Below are 21,208 nucleotides of genomic sequence, written 5' to 3'. Positions count from 1 at the left end.
GTCAGTAATCCGTTTTCTATTGCAGGAAATACAATCACCTACTTGAATGCTACTTAACTGTAGAACTCCCAGAATACAAGCTGGGCCAGTAGAATTGCCATCATCACCATGGGCACGATGACAGACCAAGGATAACGGGCCGTTGAAGCAGGCGACGGAGTCAGGTGCCTCTTCCTGGTTAGAAACAGCGCAGCGATAAGCAGTGCAGCCAGTCCGGTTAGCCCAATATTCACTATAATCTGCGGATACACCTCCGCATAGGCACGTTCATTGTTGCTAAGCATCCGTAAGGCCAGCACCAGATTGTTCACCACCAGACCGGTACCGGTTAAGGTCAGTCCGGCCGTCAGCTTCCGGTTGGCGGATCGGGGTGCAGGACGGTTACGCTGTGCTCTCCTTTTGCGTAGAAGCATCTGTACCAGCCACACGAACGGAGCAATAACAAAATAGACGATAGCCAGCGCTGCAAGTGCTGCACTGAGCAACAGGACCGGCATGGACCGGCCCGGAGACAGCGGCAGATAATCGGAGGTGTACACCGAGACAGCCTCTACCTTCCCGTCCTTCATTGTGGCATACAGCATCGGCCAGGCATCCAGTCCTGAATCCCCGCCCGTCTTCTCATAGAGGTAAGGCTCAACCTGCTTATAGCTTCCGCTCATCCCGGCAAGTGACACCTGAAGCTGATCTGCTCCCTGAGGCTCAAGCTTCATCATCGTCAGATATGGGAACAGCTTCATGAAGCCATGGCCGGGACGGCGCGCCGCGACGAATCGGCCTTCCACCTCTGACACGTCCGGCAGAACCGCTGCCTCCGTCTGCGCTCTCTGCCCCACTACCGCTTTGGTCAGACCATGTACAATGTGGGATTCGCCCGCCTGATTCGTCATAATCACAACTGCAAACCGGTCTTCAGGCACAAGCATAAGGTTGGTGGCAAAAGCAATTGTGTTCCCGCCATGTCCCAGCGTCCGGTGTGCCCCGGGATACTCCCAGAACCCGTGGGCGATGCCCGGCATGCCTTCTGCAGCAGAATGACTCCGGGTCAGCATCGTACCAAGCGTACCGGGCTTCTTGAACAGCGGGGATTGCTCTCCGGCTGCGGGCATGAAGGCCATGGCGAACTTGGCCAGATCCTCCGCAGTCCCGTTATTTCCGCCGTTCGGGTACATGGACATATAATTCCATGAGCCTTGTTTGAAGGAGCCTTGTCCGGCGAAGAAATACCCTTTGGCCTTGAGCTTCAGCAGTTCCGGGCGGTCTTCCACCACGGAATACGGAATGGAATGCTTCATGCCCAGCGGCTCAAAAATATGCTGCTGGACGTATTCATGATAAGGCTGCCCGCTGATTCTCTCCACAATATAGGCAGCCAGTGAGTTGCCGTAGTTCGAATAAGCGACTACCTCTCCCGGTCTGTAGATCTGTGCCGGCTGAGCCAGCTTCAGACCTTCTTCCAGTGACCGCACTTCCTCAGGCGACTGGTAAGCCATATCGAACATATACTCTTCAAATCCGGCATTGTGGTTCATCAGATGAAGCATGGTGATCGGCTCGTCATACTCCAGCTTGGTCAGGAAATGCTCCGGCAAAAGCTTACGGATATCTTCATTCAGATCCAGCTTGCCCTGCTCAGCCAGTTGCATTACGGATGTCCATACGGCGAGCTTGCTGATAGAGCCCCATTCCATGACCGTATCCGGAGAGACGGGGATCTGTTGTTCTACGTCGGCGTAGCCGTACCCCTTGGACAGCACGACCTGTCCATCCTTCACCATGACAACGGACGCACCTACGGTCTGCTTTCCTATGTACTCTTTTACATAATCATCTACAAAAGCTTCCAGCCCGGTCAACGGTATGCCGGATGGGGTAGCTCCACCTGCTCCAGTGCTGCCTTGCTCTGCGGCAAATGCTGTAATACCGCCCGATAGCAGCAATAGTGCCGAGAGTATGATTGTGAACGTTCTTTTCAACAAATAAGACCTCTCCTTTAGTCGAGTAAAATCCTGCAGCTCTCCTATTCTAACAAAAAACCTCGCCAATTACCGGAAAATTTCCTTCTGGCCGATTTCCCTGATAGTATCTATAGTAGAAACAGCATCAGCCTCTCTATGGAAGAAGGGACAGACTATGAATAAATTTCATACCACGTTAGCTTATATAAATGAAGCATTGTACGCACCGGCCCGCTTAACTGTCGCTTCCATATGTGAAGAAACACAGAACGCCGAATATGGAGCCGGTCTATTTCAACTGGGTGATCTTTCTGTCCGGTTTCGGGTTGCCAAAATCACCCCCACGAAGACCGGTCAATTTGTCGCGATGTGGGAAAAAAATGCCGGGCGTAAAAACCAGGCCTTCTCCTATGCCGATGCCCCTGATTTGCTGGTCATCAATACCTTCCATCCTGTCAGCGGGGAGCTTGGACAGTTTGTCTTTCCGAAGGACCTGCTGAAAATGCATGGCGTGCTGGCAACCAATCATACACCGGGAAAAATGGCGATACGGGTATATCCAGCCTGGGATACTGTAACCAATAAACAGGCTTTAGCAACACAGAAGTGGCAGCTCCCTTATTTTGGAATAGTCGATCCCATGAACCTTCACCAGATGCAGGGGTTAACCCAGTTGTATCTGCCAGCCATACCGTTTAGAATTTAACAGATCACACCTGCATCGGAAAGGAACTACATCTATGATTCTATTCATACACCGCAAGGACCTGCGGACTTCTGATCTGCCGGCCTTCGATGCCATAGCTTCGGCGCAGGAAGACTCGCTGCATGTATTAATACTGGAGCCGTTCCTGCTCCGGAATAAGCGTTATCTGGAGCATAGCGGACAGAATTTCCTTCAGCATGTTGCCCGTCTTCAGCAGGAATATGCGACACAAGGTAAGCTGCTACATCTCCTATATGGAGAGCCGGAGGCGGTCTTACAGCGTCTGGCCGGAGTACATCCTATCCAGGAAGTCAGCATCCATGCGGATTATACCCCTTATGCGCTCACCAGAGACCGGCTGCTGCAGGATACCGCCTATGCGCTGAACCTCCGGTTCCATGCCCGGCATGACAGCATGCTCTGTGATCTGGAAGCATTCATGGACTGGTGCGGCCGGAGTGAGCCGTTCAAGGTGTTTACTCCCTTCTACCGCCGCTGGCGTACTTTTCTCGCGCAGCGGTTCCAGCCACCGTACGCTGCCGGGCTAAGTAGTCTGCGAACCGTTGCTCTTCACCCGCAGCTCGCAGACGCCTTCCAGCTTCCCGAAGAGATTGCCCGGGAGCTTACAGTGCTGGCTCCCGCTGCAGAGCAGATGAACCCGGATCATGTGCTCGAGAGTTTCCTTCACGCGGACCTGCAGGATTACAAGATCAACCGGGATCATTACGCACATGAACGCACCAGCCGGATCAGCAGGCATTTGAATACGGGAGCGATCTCGGCACGGAAACTATATAGCAGACTTACTGAAGAAGAGGGTATCGGCGAAGATTGGCTGAGACAGTTAGCCTGGAGGGATTTCTATCTGGGTCAAGCACGGCTGGACCGGGATTTCTTCAATTATGAGAATGTATATGATCTCTCTGTGCTGGGGACACAGCACTTCGAGGCCTGGGCTCAGGGCAGGAGCGGCATTCCGGTCATCGATGCAGCTATGCGCCAGTTGAACGCAACCGGCTGGATGCCTAACCGGCTGCGGATGATAACGGCCATGTTCCTGACGAAGAATCTGGGCTGTCCCTTCATCTATGGCGAGCGTTATTTCCGGCTGAAGCTAAGCGATTATGACAACGCCCAGAACCGTGGCGGCTGGCTGTGGAGCTCTTCGCTCGGCTTCGATGCCTCTCCCTATTTCCGGGTAATGAATCCGGTCACCCAATCCCAGACCCATGATCCCGGCGGCAGCTATATCCGCACTTGGCTGCCGGAACGCGAGGACTGGTCTGATAAGGACATTCACCTGCCCGCCGAAGATGCCATTGTGGATCTGAAGCGGTCCCGGGCATACGCCATCGAAGTCTACAAGGAGATCATGCGGAGCCGGCAAAGCTGAGGAAGCCGAGGAAGCCACCGGCTTACAGCAGGATCAGAATTCTTTGTTCCGGTGAATCCGCACGGAAATCAGATACGACACCGCGAACAGGAGAACAGCAAGGAGCAGGGTGACATACCCGGTTTCAGGACCATTATAGTTCACATCGTCCATATACAGGTTCAGCAGCATCCACACCAGGAAACGAAGGCCCACCGCTAGCCCTGCCGATATCATCACCATCTGCTCGCTTTTTTCCACACCGAATTTAAGAATGACCGGATAATAGATCGCCAGGGTGGAGATAGATAAAGATAAACCGAAGGTATACCCGGTGGACAGGTTCAAATGTGCTATGTCTCCCTTGCTTACATAGGTTAATGCCAGAGTAACCAGACTTACAGCGGTGCCCATGAGCATTAACATCAGGAAGGACAGGTACTTCGCATTGATGACCGTTCTCCTTCTGATCGGCATGGTGAGTTCAAACCGGTTCCATTTAGAAGCCTCATCCATCTGCAGGGAGGCCCCGATGCTCAACACAAAAATCCAAATCTGCGCCGCGATGACTGCATTCAGTACACTGTGATCCACCCCGGCAAAGGAAACCAGCGACAGAAGCAGCGCAATGCCGAGGGAGGATTTGATGTTATTTTGCAGTGAGTAATAATTATTTAACAGCAGCCCGCGCATATTATTTCTCCCCCTTTACGAGCAGCAGCAGAATTTCATCAATGGATACCTGATCCACCGTAATCCCGCTGTATTGTTGCCCGAAGCCTCTTCTGTCCTTCACCAGCACATCGGTCTGATGCTCCTTCACCCGGTAAGCCAGCCTGTCACCTTCAGCAATACGCCGGAACTGGTCGCTGGTGCAGCGGGCCACGCCGTAGTCATAGATCAGCTCATCTTTCATCGCAGTCAGAATGATCTTCCCTTGATGAATAAAGGTAATATAATCGGCGATCTTCTCCAGATCGCTTGTGATATGGGAAGACATCAGTATGGCGTGATGCTCGTCCTCAACGAACTCCAGGAATACCTCCAGAATCTCCTCTCTGGTTACCGGGTCCAGCCCTGAGGTAGCCTCATCCAGAATCAGCAGCTTGGGATGGTGCGACATGGCGGCGGCTATGGCAAGCTTCATCGTCATGCCCCGGGAGAATTCCTTGATCTTCCTATTCATGGGCAGAGCGAACTTGTCCGTAAGCCTCACATAGAGCTCCTGATCCCATTGCCGGTAGATTCCGCGCATCACCTTAGCAAGCTTGCCGGGGGTCAATATCGTCGAGAAATTAGCTGAATCAAGCACAACCCCGATGTCTTCGCGTAAAGCAGTATCCCTATCCGTCATCTCCTGGCCTAACAGCCGGATCGTCCCGCTGCCCTTATGAACCGTGTTCAGAATAGATTTGATTGTTGTCGTCTTCCCTGCTCCATTCTCACCCACGAACCCCATAATGGTTCCGCTGGGAATTGCTAATGATACATTGTCCAGCATAAAGCCGGAGTCGGCATATGACTTGGTCAGTCCGGTGATTTCCAAACTAAGATTCATGGTTTCCCTCCGTATACAAGATAGTGAGCATATCTACTATCTGTTCTAGTGTGATTCCGCCTGCACGGGCGAGCTCGGCTGCTGCGATGAGATGCTCCTCCACTTGCTTCTGCTGCTCTTCCTGAAACAGGGCCTGGCTCACGGCGGAAACGAAGCTCCCCCGGCCAACCGTAGTCTCAATGAAGCCGTCTCGCTGTAAATCCTCATACGCCTTCTGTACGGTGATGACACTGACTTGAATGGATTTGGCCAAGGCACGCATCGAAGGTATGGGATCTCCTGCCTGAAGCTCTCCGCTCATAATCTTGCCTTTGATCTGCGAGGTGATCTGCTCATAAATGGGCTTGTTCCTGTTACTACTGATGATGATCTCCACACGCTGCCTCCTTGCGTGAACAGTGTACTTATTGTACCAGTACAATATAGCAGATCTACAGGTATTTGTAAATCTTTATCCAAAAAAAGAGCTAACCCGTCTCGGGTCAGCCCTGTCAACTTACTGGTCTACGTTAGAAAACTGCACTTGAATGGACACTACCTCCGAGCGCGACCCGATGCGGATCGGCGGACCCCAGAAGCCATAGCCTGAAGACACGATGGTATGAAGCTGCCCCTTCTGCAGATAGCCCCAGTCATTCTCGAACACTCTGGAAGTGATCAGGTTGGCTGGCGCGATCTGCCCTCTGTGGGTATGGCCGGAGACCATTAGGTCAACGCCCTGCTCCTCTGCAATCCCGAACTCCACCGGCTGATGCTCCAGCATGAACACCGGCTTGGAATGATCTATGTCCTTGGTCAGATCAGCCAGCTTGGCCCGCTCCTTATCGCTGTAGTCCTTCCGTCCAATCAGCGTCAGCCAGCCGCCGACCTCGACGTCTTCATCATAGAGCACCTGCATCCCGCTCTCCTTCAGCAGGCTGATGATCTCCTCCGTCCCGCCCTTGAACCGGTCATGATTCCCCAGGGAAGCATACACTCCGAGCGGAGCTTCAAGCTTCGCCAGCACAGCGCCGAGTCCCTTCTCCCTATACGGCCTGACATCATCATCCACGATATCGCCCGGGAGCAATATTAGATCGGGGTGCAAGGCGTTAATCTCCTGTACCATCCGCTCCGCATGGAGTTTGCCGGATAAATACCCGAAATGCATATCCGAAGCCATCACGATATGAAGCTTACCGCTGGCCGGACCCGGCTTGTCAATCTGTACCTCGTAGGAACGCACAACCGGGCTGTATGCATTATAGCTTCCATACCCGAGCAGGCTCACCAGCGCCACCAGCGTTAGAATACCGGACCACTTCTGAACGGCACGGCGTGGCAGCCTGACCAGCTTCGTGAGCCAGACCATAAGGTGCACTAGCGGCAGCAGCATGAGCAGCAGGCTGAATACGGCCAGCCAGTAACTGCCAATGACGCTTAAGACCGCTGACCCCGCCACCACTCTGGAGAGGATCAGCGAGCTGGCCAGGAAGATCAGCGCAATGATGTAGAACAGCCTGAACCGTCCGGAGACGACCGGCTTGATCCAGCCCCAGCCGCTCCAGCCAATATAGAAGACAATTAACGCGTATAAAGCAATGAATACTAGCCCAATGATGATAAACATGTTAACCACCTTATCTAATTTTCGGATAACATATTATCTCATGGCACCTTGGTCTTTTCCACTATAGGGACAGCCGGGCTTATTTAAGCTTATCAACCACTGCCTCTGCTGACAGCTTCCCGGAGGTCAATGCCCAGGCATTATTGGCGCCAGAGGGGGAGTCATCTCCCATGACACCGCCAACAACCTCGCCTGCTGCATAGAGTCCGGAGATAATCTGGCTGCTCGTGTTCAGGACTTCAAAGTCCGCGTTCACAACCAGTCCCCCCATGGTTGTAGCGAAACGCGGTTTCTGCTCTACCAGATAATAAGGGCCTGATCCAATAGCTTCCTTCATGTAATCCGCTGAACGCCCGAAGTCCTCATCCTTGCCGGCCTTAACGAAGCCGTTATAGCGGTTAATGGTGTTCTGCAGCGCACCAGCATCCATTCCGGCAGCCGTTGCCAGCGCTTCAGCCGTCTCGGCATGGAAGAAATACGGCTTAGTTGAACCATTGTTCTTCAGCCATGTCTCAATATCACCCTGTGAGATTCCTGCTTCGCCCAGACTGGTCTTGAACACATCGAAGGTTGCCTGATCCATCAGCAAGTATAGCATCTGATTCTGTTGCGTAAGTTCCACTTCCAGAATGCTGCGATTACTGGATTTCTCATTCACTACTCTATCTCCGGCACTATTCACCAGAATTCCGCTCTTTTTGAATGCAGCGATATTGCCGACAATGGTAGATTTCGCAATTCCCTCAGATACCTCAACTCCATTGGGGTAACGTTTCCCGTACTCCATCAGGCGGGTTGCGGCATCGATGCCTTCACCCTTGGCCATTACAATTCCGTCTCCAGTCGAGGAGGTCGGACCATAGTATAGAGCGGTCTTTAACTGATCGGAGAGCAGGTCTTTATTATTACCATAACCTCCGGTAGCCATAATCACTGCCTTAGCTGTAATATTGTAGGTCTTCCCGGTGCCGTCTTTGGCAACGACACCTGTAACAGCCCCACTATCATCTGTAACCAGCTTCTCTGCTCTGGTCTCCAGGTGCAGCTCCACACCCGACTCTTCGACCTTCTGGCGAGCCTGCTTGGCGAATCCGGGTCCGCCCTGATCGTAGGCAAGCTCCCGGTCATGACTGTACTCTGCCAGCTTATGCAATCCGCCTGCCATATCGTATTTAATCCCCACATATTGATTCAGCCAGTCTGTAGTCTGCCCGACGTTGGCTGCGAACAGCTTCAATAACTCGGCAACGTTCTTATTGCCCCCGTTGGCAAGGAAATCCGTCACGATGCTGTCGGCACTGTCGTCGGTAACTCCAGCTTCTTGCTGAAGCTTGGAGAGTCCAACCACCTGATTGCCGCCGCTAATCGAGATGGCCCCGCCGATGTAAGTCATTTTCTCCAGCAGGATGGTCTTCAGTCCAAGCTCATCTGCACGCAGGGAAGCGGACATGCCTGCTGCTCCGCCGCCGATGACGACTACATCTGTCGTCAAGTCCTCTACCTCGGTCGATTCCACTTTCTTCACATCATTGTTCAGAACCAGCGGATCTACACCGGCTTGGGTTACGCAATCGGCGACGGCGGCCAGGATCGCATCACTGGTGACGGTTGCCCCGGAGACGGCATCAATCTTCAAGGACTGGTTATCGACAATAGCCTTCGGAATCTTGGTAACGGATGCGTCACTGACCCCTTCGGTCTCCTTGAAATTCACTACCTTCACAGCGTCGATGGCATGCTCCGAGAAGGTAACTTCCACCTGCACCGCACCGTTTTTCCCGTCCGCAGATCCTGTATAGGTTCCGGCCTTATAGGTGATGCCCCCGGCATCTTTAGAACTATCTTCATTTTTTGTACCTGAACATCCTGCCACAGATAAGATCACCAATGACACCAACAGCATAACCGACAGCATCTTCTTTACATTCTTTTTTCTCATTTGTACTCCTTCTTGGAACCATTTTTGTTAATATATAAAGGTCGCGATACGCCACTATACTTCAGAACCCACTATACCTTCAGATAGGATGATCACCCATGACTATTGCACAGCTTCAATATTTTTTGACAATTCGTAAATACCTGAGCTTCTCCAACGCAGCGGATGAGCTGTGCATCACCCAATCCGCGATATCCAAACAGATCAAATCCCTGGAAGGCGAGCTGAACACCCTGCTGTTCGACCGAAGGACACGGACGATCAGCCTGACGCCTGCCGGAGAAGACTTCGTATTATATGCCGAGAAGATTCTGGCCAATTACAATGAGATGATATCGAACATGAAGAAGCATGAGCTGCTCGAAACAGGCCATATATCCATTGCAACCATTCCCGTGATGTCACAATATGGCATGACTTCAATCATAGCCGGGTTTACAGGAATGTATCCGCATATCAAATTGCATCTGATTGAAAAAGAAAATGATATCATTGTATCCATGCTCCGCAATGGCGAGGTGGATGTAGCATTCATGCGCACTAATTATATTCCGGAGGGCATCGCCGAGGTTCATCCGCTGGTGGATGACTTCTTAGTGCTGGTAGTCTCCAAGGATCATCCCCTGGCAGATCAAGCCTCCGTGGAGCTGGCCCGGGTGCAGACCGACAAATTCATTCTGCTTAACTCGACTTCGGGTATATATACTACCTGTGTGGAAGAGTGCCGCAAGGCCGGCTTCACGCCTGAGGTACTCTTCACCAACAGCCGGATTGAGACTATTATGGAGCTCGTCGCCGAGAATCTCGGCGTAACCCTGCTAATGAATCAGATTGCCCGTTATGTGGATCATCCCAAGCTTAGCATCGTGCCGCTGGCCGATCCGGTTCTTAGCTCGTTTGCCATGGTGAATCCCAAGAATAAACAGAATACAGACAGCATCTCGGCATTTATTGACTATGTAATTCAATCATCATCCTGAACTTGCATTGTAACAAATTTCACATTCTCCTTCGGAAATAAAATGTACCTAAGGCGCCAAGGCATGATTACATTCTAAACGCGCGGTCGCCATACAAACAATTCCAATATAGAAAGCATCTATTCCATAATGGAAAATAACCTGACCTGAAACGGTTCCCTGGAGGATTTCATCATGGCAAAACCTTTCTTTCCGCGGCTGGAGGGAAACAGCCGGGGCTGCTTGACCTTTGAGCCTTTTTTCCTGATTCCCTACAGCATGTTCTCTACCTATGCCACCCTGTACATGTATGAGCTTGGATTGACCGAGCTGAACATCGGCTGGATAACAACCATCGGACTCTTAGTACAGGTATTCTCCTCTTTGCTCAGCGGATACTTAACAGACCGGCTAGGACGCAAGTGGGCTATTCTGTACTTTGACCTGCTTAGCTGGAGCCTCGCCACCTTGTTATGGGCCTTCTCACAGAACCTGTGGTTTTTCGCCGCAGCTGCAGTGATTAACGGCTTCCAGCGTGTGCCGCATATCGCCTTTTACTGCCTGATAGTTGAAGATACCCGACCCTCTGACCGGACCTATGTATTCACATTACTGCAGATCATCGGGGTGATCGGAGGCCTGTTCGCACCGCTGGGCGGTCTGCTTGTCCACCAGTATGGAATGGTCACGGGCATGAGAATCATGTACGTGCTGGCCTTCCTCTTCATGACCTTCCAGTTCGTGGGCCGTCATCTGACTACCCGGGAGACCGAGGCAGGCATCCGCAAAAGGCAAGAGACCCGGGAACTCGGCCTTAGAGAGAGTATGATTGAATACGGCGGCGCCTTCCGTGATTTGGGGGCTGAGCGCAATCTGCTGCTGATCTTCGGCGTATACATTCTGTTCAACTTCCAGGCTACGCTGAAAAGCACCTACCTGTACCTCTATCTGGCAGATTACATCCAGCTGGACAGCGGCATCCTGTCTATGTTCCCGGCGGTGTCCTCTGTCATCATGCTGCTGACCCTGTGGCTCTTGATGCCCAGAATCCCGGATCAGAGCGAAAGCCGAGCCATGATGGCAGGCTTCGGTTTATCTGCTCTGTCGAATGCCATGCTGGTTCTATACCCATCAGCGAGCTTCATCTGGATCGGGCTGAGCACCATTCTGGCAGCCGTAGGCCTGATGATCAGCTCTCCTTATCTGGAGGCAGCCGTGCAGAACGCCATTGATGATGAGAAGCGGGCCAAGGTGTTCTCCATGCTGTCGGTCCTGATCCTGGTATTCACCGCACCTGCGGGTATTATCGGAGGCTGGGCATACAAGCTCGACCCGAGAATTCCGCTGTGGCTGGTAACCGCAGCGTTCGTTGCCTCGTATGTGCTTCTGCACCTGTACCGCAGACAGACGGCATACAAAGACACTATTCCGCAGCAAGCTCAGCAGTAAGCAAACAGGGATGCCCCTCGGACCAATTACGGCCGTTGGGCATCCCTGTTTGTACTTTTATACTAATCTATGATGAGGATGAATCGGTCTTCACCTGTTCCTGCTCTTTCTCCAGCGCCTCCTTGAGATCATCCTGGACGCGGCGGCTCCAGAGCGGAACACCGGAGCGGTAAGCCGCCCGGCCGGTCAGATGAGCGGAGAGCGGAGAAGTCATGAATACGAACACGATTCCGAGCAGCAGCTTCGCACTGATGAAATCGAGGAAGAAGGCGAAATAGAGGAATGCGCCGCTGAGTACACAGAGCACACCGAGCGTAGCACTTTTGGCGGCGGCATGTGATCTTAAGTAGACATCGGGCAAGCGAATCAGACCTACAGAGCTGACTGCGCTAAGCAAGGCTCCGGTCAGAATCAGCAAGACAAACACATACTCAATGACCGTCTTGATCAGGTCCATGTTCAAACACCACCCCCCTTTCGATATATCTGGCCAAGGCCATCGTCCCGATAAAAGAGAGGATTCCAATCAGCAGAATATATTCAATATAGGCTTGCGTCTTGAACAGGACCGAGAGGACGGCGACCATCGCCAGCAGATTGATACCGATGGTATCGAGTGCGGCTACCCGGTCAGGCAGTGACGGCCCCTTGACCAGCCTCCAGGCACAGATAGCAATGGAGATGACCATGATCGACAGCGCCACCATGAGAATCGATTGAATCATGAACGGGTCACCTCCAGAATCGCGCGTTCAAAGGTATTACGGATATTCGCATCGAACTGCTTCACATCCTGTATGTCCATGGCATGAATGTATAAGGTCCGGTTGTCTTTGGACACCTCCAGCACGACGGAACCCGGCGTAAGGCAGAGCATAGTAATCAGCACCGCCACCTCCCAGTCCGATTCCAGCTCCGTATGGTACATCAGGATAGCCGGGCGAATATTGAGATTCGGGCGAAGAACCGCCTTCACCACTACATAACTGGATGCCACCAGCTCCCGCAGCAGCAAGGCCACCAGCTTCAGAATTGCCCATATTTTACCCAGGTACAGCCGTCCGTCGAAGAAGCGCCGCATAACCACCAGTACGGCCACCCCCAGCACATAGCCGATGATGAAGCCGGAGGCCGTCCAGTCATTATTCAGGAACATCCACAGGAAGGCGATCATGAGATTCAATAATATTTGAAAGGCCATCTTCATCTACTCCTTATGACAGCATTAATGTACGCTGCCGGATCAGCGAGGACTGCGCCGGCCTGCCCCACATAGCCGTTCACCCACTCGGCGCCTATGCCCATCAGGATGACGAGCACAAACAGCGCCGCAGCCGGTACCATCATAGCTTTGTAGCGCAGAGGACGGATTTCTTCATCGCTCTTCTCGCCTCCCCAGAATACCTGCTGGAAGACTTTGATCAGCGAATACAAGACGACGAAGCTGGAAGCCAGAGCGATAAGCGCAAGCGCGGTATGCTGCTCTCCGAAGCCGCTGCGGACCATCATGACCTTCCCGGCAAAACCGCTCAGCGGAGGGACGCCGACCAGCGCCAGCGTCAGGACGAAGAACATCCAGCCCGTCCACGGATACCGGCGGATCAGACCGCCCATCAGCCTCAGCTGCTCCGTCCCCGAAGCTGCGACAATCAGCCCGCCCAGGAAGAACAGCAGTGCCTTGGCAACCATATCGTGCATCAGATAGAATACGACCCCGCTCAGCGAATCCTGGGTAGCCACAGAGATACCGAAAGCGATGAAGCCGACACTGATGACAATATTATAATTAAAGATCCGGCTTAGATCATTATAGGCGAGTGCCCCTATGGCTCCAAGAATCATAGTGGCCCCAGCCATCCAGCCGATCAGCGAATGGGTCAGGCCCATATCATGGACAAAAATCAGTGAGAACGTTCTGGTGATGGCATACAGCCCCACCTTGGTAAGCAGTGCGCCGAACAATGCCCTTACCGCCTGCGGAGGAGCACTGTACGAATCCGGCAGCCAGAAGAACAGCAGCAGGCCTGCTTTGAGCGAGAACACCAGCAGCAGGAGTACGGCAATCACATTCATGACTCCGCCCTGCCCGGCCTCTCCCACACGGATGGCCAGATGAGCCATATTAAGCGTGCCTGTCGCCGCGTACAGATAAGCAATCGCCGCTACGAACAGGGTGGAGGAAATTACGTTGACAAGGATATACTTGAGCGTCTCCCGCAGCTGTATCCGGGTTCCACCCAGAACAATCATGGCGTAGGAAGCAACCAGCAGCACCTCGAAGCAGACAAACAGGTTGAACAGGTCACCCGTCAGGAACGAGCCGAACACACCGGTGAGCAGGAAATGGAAAAATGTATAGTAGTAGAACCGCTCCCGCTCCTCACCGATGCTTGCGAAGGAGAAGAACAGACAAGCCGCCCCTACCACCGCAGCCGTCAAGACAAGCAGCGCTGCGAACATATCAGCTACGAAGACGATGCCGTAAGGCGGAATCCAGCCTCCCATATAGAGCGTCTGAATCCCATCCGTATGGACCTGGTACATAATGATAAGCGCTACTGCGATGTTCACCAGCACACTGATGGCACTGAGGATACGCTGCAGCTTAATTCGTTCCTTGAGAAAAATCAGGATGACCGCCGTAAAGGCCGGGATCAGCAAAGGCAGTACCAGCAGGTTGTTCATGGTCTCTCCCCCTTGCTTCCTTCCACATCATCCGTTCCCGCCGAGCGGTAAGCCCGGTAGGCCAGAACGATGAAGAACGCGGATACCCCAAAGCTGATTACAATGGAAGTCAGGATAAGCGCCTGCGGCAGCGGATCGACATAACTGTCCGCCTTCTCCCCAAGCAGAGGTGAAGCGCCCGTCTTCAGGCCCGCCATCGTCAGCAGCAGCAGATGAACGCCGTGAGTCAGCAGCGTCGTCCCGAGCAGGATGCGGAGCAGACTTTTGGACAGGACCAGATAGACACCTACGGTAAACAAGACACCGATCGCCAGGGCAATAAGGATCTCCATTAGTTATCCCTCCCGATCGTAAAGATAATATTCATCGTGACACCAATCACCGAGAGGTAGACTCCGAGATCGAACAGCATCGCCGTGGTTAGCTCCGTCTTGCCCATGACCGGCAGTTCAAAGTAACCGAAGGCCTGGGTCAGGAACGGAGCATCGAAGACAAAGGAACCGATTCCGGTGAGAAAAGCGATCATAATCCCGACTGCGATTAACTTGCGGTAATCGACCGGCAGCACCTTCTCCACAAACTCCGTACCGAAGGCAATCGCGATCAGCACCAGCGCCGCCGCAGCCATCAAGGCTCCGATAAAGCCGCCGCCCGGCTGATTATGACCCGCGAAGAACAGATACAGGGAGAACGTGATGATGATCACGAAGGCTACCTTTGCCACCGATTGCAGCAATACATCATTGCTGCGGGTATAGCGGCGCGTGCTCTCATCCGGTTTGTTTCTGGTCAGAACAGGCGTATGATCCTGATCCAGCTGCAGCTTGATCATCGAGTAGATGGCCAGCGACGCCAGCCCCAGCACCGTAATTTCGAACATGGTATCGAAGCCGCGGAAGTCCACCAGCAGCACATTGACAATGTTCTTGCCGCCGCCAAGCTTGTAACTATTCTCCACATAGTAGGTTGAGATAGACTCGAACGGACTGCTGCCTAGCGCGGCCAGCGCCACCAGCGTCATCGTGATCCCGAAGCCTAAGGCGATGATCAGCCTCGGCACCTTAACCCGCAGCTTGACCTTCTCCCGCTTCAGCTTCGGCAGATGCCGGAAGCAGAGCAGGAACAGCGTGACCGAGACCACCTCAACAATCATCTGGGTGAGGGCCAGATCGGGTGCGCGGAACAGGATGAACAATAGCGTTACCATGTAACCGACCATTCCGGTAAGCAGAATCGCCGAGACTCTGGACTTCGCGAATGGTATGGCGAGCGCACCGGTCAGCAGGACCAGTACGGCAACAACTTCAAAGAAGGTGACCGGAGCGTAGTTCCCCTGGCCAAACGTAATGCCCTCCGAATACAGCATAGTACCGCCTACTACGGCGATAATCAGGGTGAAAATATACATCAGATAATGACGCATCGAACCGGTCATGTATAGCCCTGTCACTGCACGGGACAGTCCCTCCACGAGCCGGATACTCCCGTCATATACCTGTGTCAGCGTGAGGCCGCTGCGCCATTCCTTATCCACGAGGCTGAACCGGCCATATACGCGGTATACGATAATCCCGAGAAGGATCACGCCCAGCGTCATCCAGACCTCGGCGGTGAATCCGTGCCAGAAATAGATGTTGACGTAAAAAGGCGAGCTGGCTGCAAGCTCCGGATGAATGGCATTCATTCCCGGAACGATCAGTGTCTTGGACAGGATGTTGGGGAAGAAGCCGGTGATAACGGCCAGCAGTGCCAGAATTACTGGCGGAAGCAGAAGGCCGAAGGGCGCTTCATGCGGTTTTTTGTCCAGCTTCTCCGGCTGATATTTCCCGAAGAAGGTATGGAAGACCATAATCATGCTGTATGCAAAGGTAAATATGCTTGCAATCCACGCCAGCACCGGGAATATGGTAAAGAAGGCCCCGGGGCTGAAGATATCCAGCTGTCTGATATTCAGCACAGCCGTGAAGAACATTTCCTTGCTCAGGAATCCGGCAAACGGCGGAAGACCCGCCATTGAGAAGCTGCCGATCAGCGCTAATGTGAAGGTTACCGGCATCAGAGACACCAGCCCCCCCAGCTTGCGCAGATCACGGGTATTCGTCTCATGGTCGACAATTCCGACCACCATGAAGAGCGAACCTTTGAATATGGCATGATTAATTAAATGAAAGAGTGCTGCCGTTGTTGCGGCGGTATAGAATACAGCCTGTTCCCCTGTATAAAAGGAAGCTGCCGATCCCATGCCGAGTAATCCCATAATCAGACCGAGCTGGCTGATTGTAGAATAAGCTAACAGAGCCTTCAGGTCCGTCTGCTTCATCGCCTGGATCGATCCATAGATCAAGGTGATCAGGCCGACGCCCGACACTATCCAAAACCACTCATGTTGCCCCGCAAACACCGGGCTGAACCGTGCTACCAGATATAAACCGGCTTTGACCATGGTTGCTGAATGCAGATACGCACTGACCGGAGTCGGCGCTTCCATTGCATCAGGCAGCCAGATGTGGAACGGAAACTGGGCCGATTTGGTGAAGGCACCCAGTAGAATAAGCAGCATTGCGGGGATGAAAAGCGTTTGTCCGCTGATGTCGCCCACCTGGCTCCAGATCTCGCGGATGCTGAAGGTACCTGTCATCACATATAGCATCAGGAAGCCTGCGAACATCGCCAGACCGCCGAAGACAGTGATCAGCATCGACTTTTGCGCGCCGTAGCGTGATTTCTGTCTCCGGTGCCAGTAGGCAATCAGAAGGAAGGATGAGACACTCGTAAGCTCCCAGAATCCGTATAACACCATCAGGTTATCGGATAGGACGACTCCCAGCATAGCTCCCATGAACAGCAGCAGATACACATAGAATGGAGTCAGCTCTTCCTTGCGTTTGTCCAGATAAAAGATGGAATAGATAAAGACCAGGGTGCCCATTCCCGTGATTAACAAGGCGAACAGCAGGCTTAATCCATCCAGATGGAAGACCAGATCAATCCCAAGGGAAGGAATCCATGACAATGTCTCATATCCGAGATCCCCTCCCTTGATGACCGGAATACGGGTAAAGAAGTAGATAAATAACATCAGCGGTGCGGCCAGTACAAGCCATCCTCTATGGAGCTTGCGTACCCTCCCGCGTAGAAGCGCTATCATCAGGGCCATAAGAAACGGAACAAGAACGGTTATATGCAGCAAAGGCAAGCCTCCTTTTCCCTTCAGTGGTATAGGTTGTGAACACTGGTACTTACTTCCTGACAACAAGACCGGTTATAGCGGATCGGCCAAGTTCCCTTCACAGATATGCAAATATCTTGCTTTACCATCTTGCTCAATTTTGAACAAGCCATTCTCAAACTCGGTGTGCAATTCGTGGAAGTATTTCCCTTTAATGAAGTCTGTACCTTCCGGCTCATCGCTGAGCTGATACATTCCCTCGTTCTTCACCAAATAAGCGGTTACCCCTTCTTCATGGGTCTCTTCAAGACCAGCGCGCATACGCTGAACTGCAACTACATGCAGATCCATCATCTTCATCTTGCTGATCAGTTCATTGACGAAGTTGCGTTTAGTCAGCTCCTGCCATAAGGTCTGGGCCGATTGCCCGATGATAACCTGAGTGACTTCATGTTCTTCTGCCGCTTCAACGATCACATCCGTTGTCTTGCGGCCGCGGCGCTTGCGCACCATGAATTCAGCACCGGCTTCTTCAGCCAGACGCTTCCAGACCGCCATATACATTTCTTTGCTTTGATTATATTCATCACTGTCTGAACTATCCACATTGAGCACATACAGCGGTGCCCCGATCAACTCGGATAACTGGACTCCACGCCGGATCAAACGCTCGCCATGCGGGCCGTAATGAACACATACCATAATCTTTTCCTTGTGAATGACTTTCGCCCTCCTGTTAACATGGGCCGGAAATACAAAAGGAGCCTAATGGCGTTAGGCCCCTTTCTGTTGTTTCAAACCCTGAAAGTTATACCTAAATTATATCTATTCCGATGCTGTTTGTAAAGTTTACGGACAAGACTTGGACAAAACAGAAGCGTTTGTTCCGGGTGGCTGCCGCTTCAATTAAGGATGGCGGAGGTGAATATCAGTACCCTTCCCTCCGTGTTAAGCACTTGGGTGCAGTTCCCTGCTGCGGAAGGCCCTCCATACCGGGAGCGGGTCGCCGCTTGAACCTCTTACGGCAGTATCTCCGTATAAATCCCCGCATAAACATATGAGCACCTTAGCCTGATCGACGTCCGGCAGATGGAGCTGAAGCAGATGCTCCAGCGTCTCCGGAAGCTTCTCACCCACCAGGGAGTCTCCGTATTCGCCGTTGTCGTGAAGAGCCATTCCTTGAAGGTCAGAGGCTACAATCAGCGCCTCCACCTCCTTCGGCAACCCCAGAATCACTCCCCTGTATATTGGTAAACATTCATATACAATTCCTTGGCTGCCGCGTGCCGCAGTGACATATGGAATGAATTCGAGCGGTTCTTCCGCAATCGTGACGATCTTAAGCCTTTCTCTGCCCGCCTTACTCTTCTTCATTCCGTGCCCGCACTTCTCGCTGAATGCCAGGCCTCCAGAATAGAGAACGGCGCTTTGCTGCTGGCAGAACCGCTGCCTTCTTTCGTCCACAGCGGCGGGTAATAGCCCATCACTTGGCCCGGTTCAAGCTGCTGGATCTCCTCTTCCCAGCCCACCCAGCGGAATGTTTCGTAGAACAGATCCAGGTCCCCTTCTGCCAGCCAGCCGATGAAGCCCGAATAGGTTAGCTCCGTTGTCTCCCACTTCAGGACATCCGGGGCATAATAATAGATATGACCCGTCTGCCCGAACCGCCCCGTATCCAGGCCGAAGAAGCCGCCGGCCGCATCATAGGCCACAATTAGTATTCCCGGCAGCGGAGGAATATTGTCCGCTGTAGACAGGCCATTCCATGAGGTCAGGCTTCCGAAGATGCCTTCGGCTCCCGCGCCAAGCAGCGTAATCCAGCCATGCTCGAACACGATTCCTCCTGTCTCGTAGGCTATCGCTCCCAGATAGGATTTCGTGCTGACCTGCAAGCGGACCAGCGTCTGTACCGCGTGTTCCGCTTCTGCCGCCTCCAGCCGGTAGGTATGCGGCCCTTGGCTCAGCAGCTCCCTGATCTCCTCCCAGGCATGGTTCTCCACATCTACTAAATCTGCTACAGATAATAAGTGCATATGCTTACGCCTCTCTCTCAATGCATTATGCTGTTTCCAATATTTATATATACCCTATTCAGTGGGAACTGCAATCCTGAATTGACCAGAGGTTTATTAACATTCCGCCGCATATAGCTGGCATATTATGTGAGGTTCATAGAATTTCTTAATGAGTATGCCAAAAATAATTGATTGGCAAATTGATGTCAGGTTTTATAGAATTCTTTTAAATTCTAATTAATACGGGATAGCCCGAATTACAATCAGACAGGGAGTGCTTGCCAAAGTGTCCATCGTTCCTACACTAACGTCAGAAGTATCCAATGAGGCTGTGCAATACGTGCAGCGGATCTATGCAGAGGTCCAGAAGCGCGACCCGCATGAGCCGGAATTTCACCAGGCTGTCCAGGAATTCCTGGAGAGTATCACCCCCGTTCTGACCCGCCACCCGCAGTATATGAAGCACGGGATTCTCGAGCGGCTGGTTGAGCCTGAGCGCAGCATCTCCTTCCGTGTCCCTTGGGTGGACGATGCCGGTAATACCCAGGTTAACCGCGGCTTCCGCATTCAATTCAACAGTGCCATCGGTCCCTACAAAGGCGGCCTGCGCTTCCACCCTTCCGTCTATCTCGGAATTATCAAGTTTCTGGGCTTCGAGCAGATTTTCAAAAACTCGCTGACCGGCCTGCCCATGGGCGGCGGCAAGGGCGGCAGCGACTTCGATCCCAAGGATAAATCGGATCAAGAGGTTATGCGCTTCACCCAGAGCTTCATGACGGAATTGTACCGCCACATTGGACAGGATACAGATGTTCCTGCAGGGGATATCGGTGTAGGCGCGCGCGAGATCGGCTATATGTTCGGCCAATACAAACGGATTCACGGCGGGCATGCTGCCGGTGTTCTTACCGGAAAAGGGCTGCTCTATGGCGGCAGTCTGGCACGCAAGGAAGCTACCGGCTATGGCTGTGTATACTTCGTGCAAGAGATGCTGTCATCGAACGGAGCAAGCTTCAAGGACAGCAAGGTGGTCATCTCCGGTTCCGGGAATGTCTCCATCTATGCTATCGAAAAAGCTCAACAGCTGGGAGCCCACGTAATTGCCTGCAGTGATTCGAACGGTTACATTCATGATCCTCAGGGCATCAATCTGGCTACCGTCAAAAGACTGAAGGAAACAGAGCGCCTGCGCATCAGCGAATATGTGAAGGAGCACCCGCATGCCGAGTATGTTGAGGGCTGTAGCGGGATCTGGAGCCTGCCTTGCGACATCGCTCTGCCGTGTGCCACGCAGAACGAGCTGGATTTGGAATCCGCCCGGACGCTGATTCTGAACGGAGTTAAGGCCATCGGTGAAGGTGCCAATATGCCGACCACTCTCCAAGCGGTGGAGCTGTTCCTGGAGAACCAGGTGCTGTTTGCTCCTGCCAAGGCCGCCAATGCCGGCGGCGTAGCGGTCTCGGGCCTGGAGATGAGCCAGAACAGCATGCGTCTGTCCTGGACCTTCGAAGAGGTGGACGAGAAGCTGCAAGTCATTATGAAAAATATCTACAGCAGCACCGTTCAGGCAGCAGAGGATTACGGCGTCGCCGGTAACCTGGTTGCCGGCGCCAACATCGCCGGGTTCCTGAAGGTTGCCGATACCATGCTGGCGCAGGGTATCGTGTAACCTGTTATAGACTAATTGATACAAGAAGAGGTGTCCCTGAGCCATTCGGCTGGGGACACCTCTTTTTAGGTTGAGGCATAGGTAACTGATCATTTAAGCTCGCACCCGGCGGATTCAGGT

At 52.8% G+C, this 21,208-nt stretch carries 20 protein-coding genes; 5 read left to right on the top strand and 15 right to left on the bottom strand.

Translation table 11 applies throughout. The features are described 5' to 3' along the window. Positions 1–53: 53 nt before the first annotated feature. Positions 54–1,979 carry a serine hydrolase domain-containing protein gene (locus tag MKY12_RS12880; RefSeq protein WP_339314011.1) on the bottom strand — a complete coding sequence of 642 codons (1,926 nt, stop codon included), beginning with the start codon at positions 1,977–1,979 and terminating at the stop codon, positions 54–56. Positions 1,980–2,133: 154 nt separating this feature from the next. On the opposite strand from MKY12_RS12880, the gene MKY12_RS12875 reads away from it, so the two are divergent. Both MKY12_RS12875 and MKY12_RS12870 read left to right on the top strand, forming a co-directional pair. Further along, positions 2,134–2,664, top strand: a complete 531-nt coding sequence (locus MKY12_RS12875) for a MepB family protein (protein ID WP_339314010.1) — start codon at positions 2,134–2,136, stop codon at positions 2,662–2,664. Between the two features lie 34 nt (positions 2,665–2,698). After that, positions 2,699–4,057: a deoxyribodipyrimidine photo-lyase gene (locus MKY12_RS12870; RefSeq protein WP_339314009.1), complete on the top strand. Its 1,359-nt coding sequence runs from the start codon at positions 2,699–2,701 to the stop codon at positions 4,055–4,057. Positions 4,058–4,090: 33 nt separating this feature from the next. Here the strand turns inward: MKY12_RS12870 and MKY12_RS12865 are convergent, their stop codons facing one another. The 5 genes from MKY12_RS12865 to MKY12_RS12845 all read right to left on the bottom strand — a co-directional run bounded on the left by MKY12_RS12865 (position 4,091) and on the right by MKY12_RS12845 (position 9,142). Next, positions 4,091–4,729 (bottom strand): ABC-2 transporter permease, encoded by a 639-nt coding sequence (locus MKY12_RS12865; protein ID WP_339314008.1) that lies wholly within the window; start codon positions 4,727–4,729, stop codon positions 4,091–4,093. A 1-nt stretch (position 4,730) separates the two neighbouring features. Continuing rightward, the gene (locus tag MKY12_RS12860; RefSeq protein ID WP_339314007.1) at positions 4,731–5,594 is read right to left on the bottom strand and encodes an ABC transporter ATP-binding protein; all 864 of its coding nucleotides are present in this window, start codon (positions 5,592–5,594) and stop codon (positions 4,731–4,733) included. Further along, a complete protein-coding gene (locus MKY12_RS12855; RefSeq protein ID WP_339314006.1) occupies positions 5,584–5,970 on the bottom strand; it encodes a GntR family transcriptional regulator in 387 nt (128 codons plus the stop codon). The genes MKY12_RS12860 and MKY12_RS12855 overlap by 11 nt, the downstream gene beginning before the upstream one ends. A 120-nt stretch (positions 5,971–6,090) precedes the next feature. Continuing rightward, positions 6,091–7,203 (bottom strand): metallophosphoesterase, encoded by a 1,113-nt coding sequence (locus tag MKY12_RS12850; RefSeq protein WP_339314005.1) that lies wholly within the window; start codon positions 7,201–7,203, stop codon positions 6,091–6,093. Between the two features lie 79 nt (positions 7,204–7,282). After that, positions 7,283–9,142, bottom strand: a complete 1,860-nt coding sequence (locus tag MKY12_RS12845; RefSeq protein ID WP_339314004.1) for an FAD-dependent oxidoreductase — start codon at positions 9,140–9,142, stop codon at positions 7,283–7,285. A 98-nt stretch (positions 9,143–9,240) separates the two neighbouring features. On the opposite strand from MKY12_RS12845, the gene MKY12_RS12840 reads away from it, so the two are divergent. Both MKY12_RS12840 and MKY12_RS12835 read left to right on the top strand, forming a co-directional pair. Continuing rightward, the gene (locus MKY12_RS12840) at positions 9,241–10,122 is read left to right on the top strand and encodes a LysR family transcriptional regulator (RefSeq protein ID WP_339314003.1); all 882 of its coding nucleotides are present in this window, start codon (positions 9,241–9,243) and stop codon (positions 10,120–10,122) included. A gap of 174 nt (positions 10,123–10,296) precedes the next feature. Then, entirely contained in the window at positions 10,297–11,550 is a 1,254-nt protein-coding gene (locus MKY12_RS12835; RefSeq protein ID WP_339256273.1) for an MFS transporter, read from the top strand. Between the two features lie 67 nt (positions 11,551–11,617). On the opposite strand, the gene mnhG is transcribed toward MKY12_RS12835, so the two are convergent. The 9 genes from mnhG to MKY12_RS12790 form a co-directional block, all read right to left on the bottom strand. Beyond that, a complete protein-coding gene (mnhG, locus tag MKY12_RS12830; protein WP_076077665.1) occupies positions 11,618–12,007 on the bottom strand; it encodes a monovalent cation/H(+) antiporter subunit G in 390 nt (129 codons plus the stop codon). Further along, positions 11,982–12,275 (bottom strand): Na(+)/H(+) antiporter subunit F1, encoded by a 294-nt coding sequence (locus MKY12_RS12825; RefSeq protein ID WP_209873390.1) that lies wholly within the window; start codon positions 12,273–12,275, stop codon positions 11,982–11,984. Before MKY12_RS12825 ends, mnhG begins: the two co-directional genes overlap by 26 nt. Then, positions 12,272–12,751 carry a Na+/H+ antiporter subunit E gene (locus tag MKY12_RS12820; protein WP_209873388.1) on the bottom strand — a complete coding sequence of 160 codons (480 nt, stop codon included), beginning with the start codon at positions 12,749–12,751 and terminating at the stop codon, positions 12,272–12,274. Before MKY12_RS12820 ends, MKY12_RS12825 begins: the two co-directional genes overlap by 4 nt. A 2-nt stretch (positions 12,752–12,753) precedes the next feature. Further along, positions 12,754–14,235 carry a Na+/H+ antiporter subunit D gene (locus MKY12_RS12815; protein ID WP_339256268.1) on the bottom strand — a complete coding sequence of 494 codons (1,482 nt, stop codon included), beginning with the start codon at positions 14,233–14,235 and terminating at the stop codon, positions 12,754–12,756. Beyond that, a complete protein-coding gene (locus MKY12_RS12810) occupies positions 14,232–14,567 on the bottom strand; it encodes a Na(+)/H(+) antiporter subunit C (protein ID WP_036729053.1) in 336 nt (111 codons plus the stop codon). The genes MKY12_RS12815 and MKY12_RS12810 overlap by 4 nt, the downstream gene beginning before the upstream one ends. After that, a complete protein-coding gene (locus tag MKY12_RS12805) occupies positions 14,567–17,431 on the bottom strand; it encodes a Na+/H+ antiporter subunit A (RefSeq protein WP_339256266.1) in 2,865 nt (954 codons plus the stop codon). Before MKY12_RS12805 ends, MKY12_RS12810 begins: the two co-directional genes overlap by 1 nt. 66 nt (positions 17,432–17,497) lie before the next feature. Beyond that, entirely contained in the window at positions 17,498–18,106 is a 609-nt protein-coding gene (locus tag MKY12_RS12800) for a hypothetical protein (protein ID WP_076077653.1), read from the bottom strand. A 246-nt stretch (positions 18,107–18,352) separates the two neighbouring features. Next, the gene (locus MKY12_RS12795) at positions 18,353–18,778 is read right to left on the bottom strand and encodes a hypothetical protein (protein WP_339314002.1); all 426 of its coding nucleotides are present in this window, start codon (positions 18,776–18,778) and stop codon (positions 18,353–18,355) included. Continuing rightward, positions 18,775–19,437 (bottom strand): DUF2625 family protein, encoded by a 663-nt coding sequence (locus tag MKY12_RS12790; protein ID WP_339314001.1) that lies wholly within the window; start codon positions 19,435–19,437, stop codon positions 18,775–18,777. The genes MKY12_RS12795 and MKY12_RS12790 overlap by 4 nt, the downstream gene beginning before the upstream one ends. Positions 19,438–19,711: 274 nt before the next feature. On the opposite strand from MKY12_RS12790, the gene gdhA reads away from it, so the two are divergent. Then, positions 19,712–21,088 carry an NADP-specific glutamate dehydrogenase gene (gene gdhA, locus MKY12_RS12785; RefSeq protein ID WP_339257461.1) on the top strand — a complete coding sequence of 459 codons (1,377 nt, stop codon included), beginning with the start codon at positions 19,712–19,714 and terminating at the stop codon, positions 21,086–21,088. Positions 21,089–21,208: the final 120 nt, after the last annotated feature.

Source organism: Paenibacillus sp. FSL M7-0896 (assembly GCF_037975415.1).
In the GTDB taxonomy this organism is placed as follows: Bacteria; Bacillota; Bacilli; order Paenibacillales; family Paenibacillaceae; genus Paenibacillus_AQ; species Paenibacillus_AQ silagei.
This window is presented reverse-complemented; position numbering and strand designations above follow the sequence as displayed.

Bases quoted from the DNA above. Each gene is read 5' to 3' on its own strand.
- MKY12_RS12870 (WP_339314009.1), top strand. From the start codon at position 2,699: ATGATTCTATTCATACACCGCAAGGACCTGCGGACTTCTGATCTGCCG.
- MKY12_RS12810 (WP_036729053.1), bottom strand. From the start codon at position 14,567: ATGGAGATCCTTATTGCCCTGGCGATCGGTGTCTTGTTTACCGTAGGT.
- MKY12_RS12835 (WP_339256273.1), top strand. From the start codon at position 10,297: ATGGCAAAACCTTTCTTTCCGCGGCTGGAGGGAAACAGCCGGGGCTGC.
- MKY12_RS12850 (WP_339314005.1), bottom strand. From the start codon at position 7,203: ATGTTTATCATCATTGGGCTAGTATTCATTGCTTTATACGCGTTAATT.
- MKY12_RS12800 (WP_076077653.1), bottom strand. From the start codon at position 18,106: ATGGTATGTGTTCATTACGGCCCGCATGGCGAGCGTTTGATCCGGCGT.
- MKY12_RS12795 (WP_339314002.1), bottom strand. From the start codon at position 18,778: ATGAAGAAGAGTAAGGCGGGCAGAGAAAGGCTTAAGATCGTCACGATT.
- MKY12_RS12825 (WP_209873390.1), bottom strand. From the start codon at position 12,275: ATGATTCAATCGATTCTCATGGTGGCGCTGTCGATCATGGTCATCTCC.
- MKY12_RS12875 (WP_339314010.1), top strand. From the start codon at position 2,134: ATGAATAAATTTCATACCACGTTAGCTTATATAAATGAAGCATTGTAC.
- MKY12_RS12840 (WP_339314003.1), top strand. From the start codon at position 9,241: ATGACTATTGCACAGCTTCAATATTTTTTGACAATTCGTAAATACCTG.
- MKY12_RS12845 (WP_339314004.1), bottom strand. From the start codon at position 9,142: ATGAGAAAAAAGAATGTAAAGAAGATGCTGTCGGTTATGCTGTTGGTG.
- MKY12_RS12860 (WP_339314007.1), bottom strand. From the start codon at position 5,594: ATGAATCTTAGTTTGGAAATCACCGGACTGACCAAGTCATATGCCGAC.
- MKY12_RS12820 (WP_209873388.1), bottom strand. From the start codon at position 12,751: ATGGCCTTTCAAATATTATTGAATCTCATGATCGCCTTCCTGTGGATG.
- mnhG (WP_076077665.1), bottom strand. From the start codon at position 12,007: ATGGACCTGATCAAGACGGTCATTGAGTATGTGTTTGTCTTGCTGATT.
- MKY12_RS12790 (WP_339314001.1), bottom strand. From the start codon at position 19,437: ATGCACTTATTATCTGTAGCAGATTTAGTAGATGTGGAGAACCATGCC.
- MKY12_RS12815 (WP_339256268.1), bottom strand. From the start codon at position 14,235: ATGAACAACCTGCTGGTACTGCCTTTGCTGATCCCGGCCTTTACGGCG.
- MKY12_RS12865 (WP_339314008.1), bottom strand. From the start codon at position 4,729: ATGCGCGGGCTGCTGTTAAATAATTATTACTCACTGCAAAATAACATC.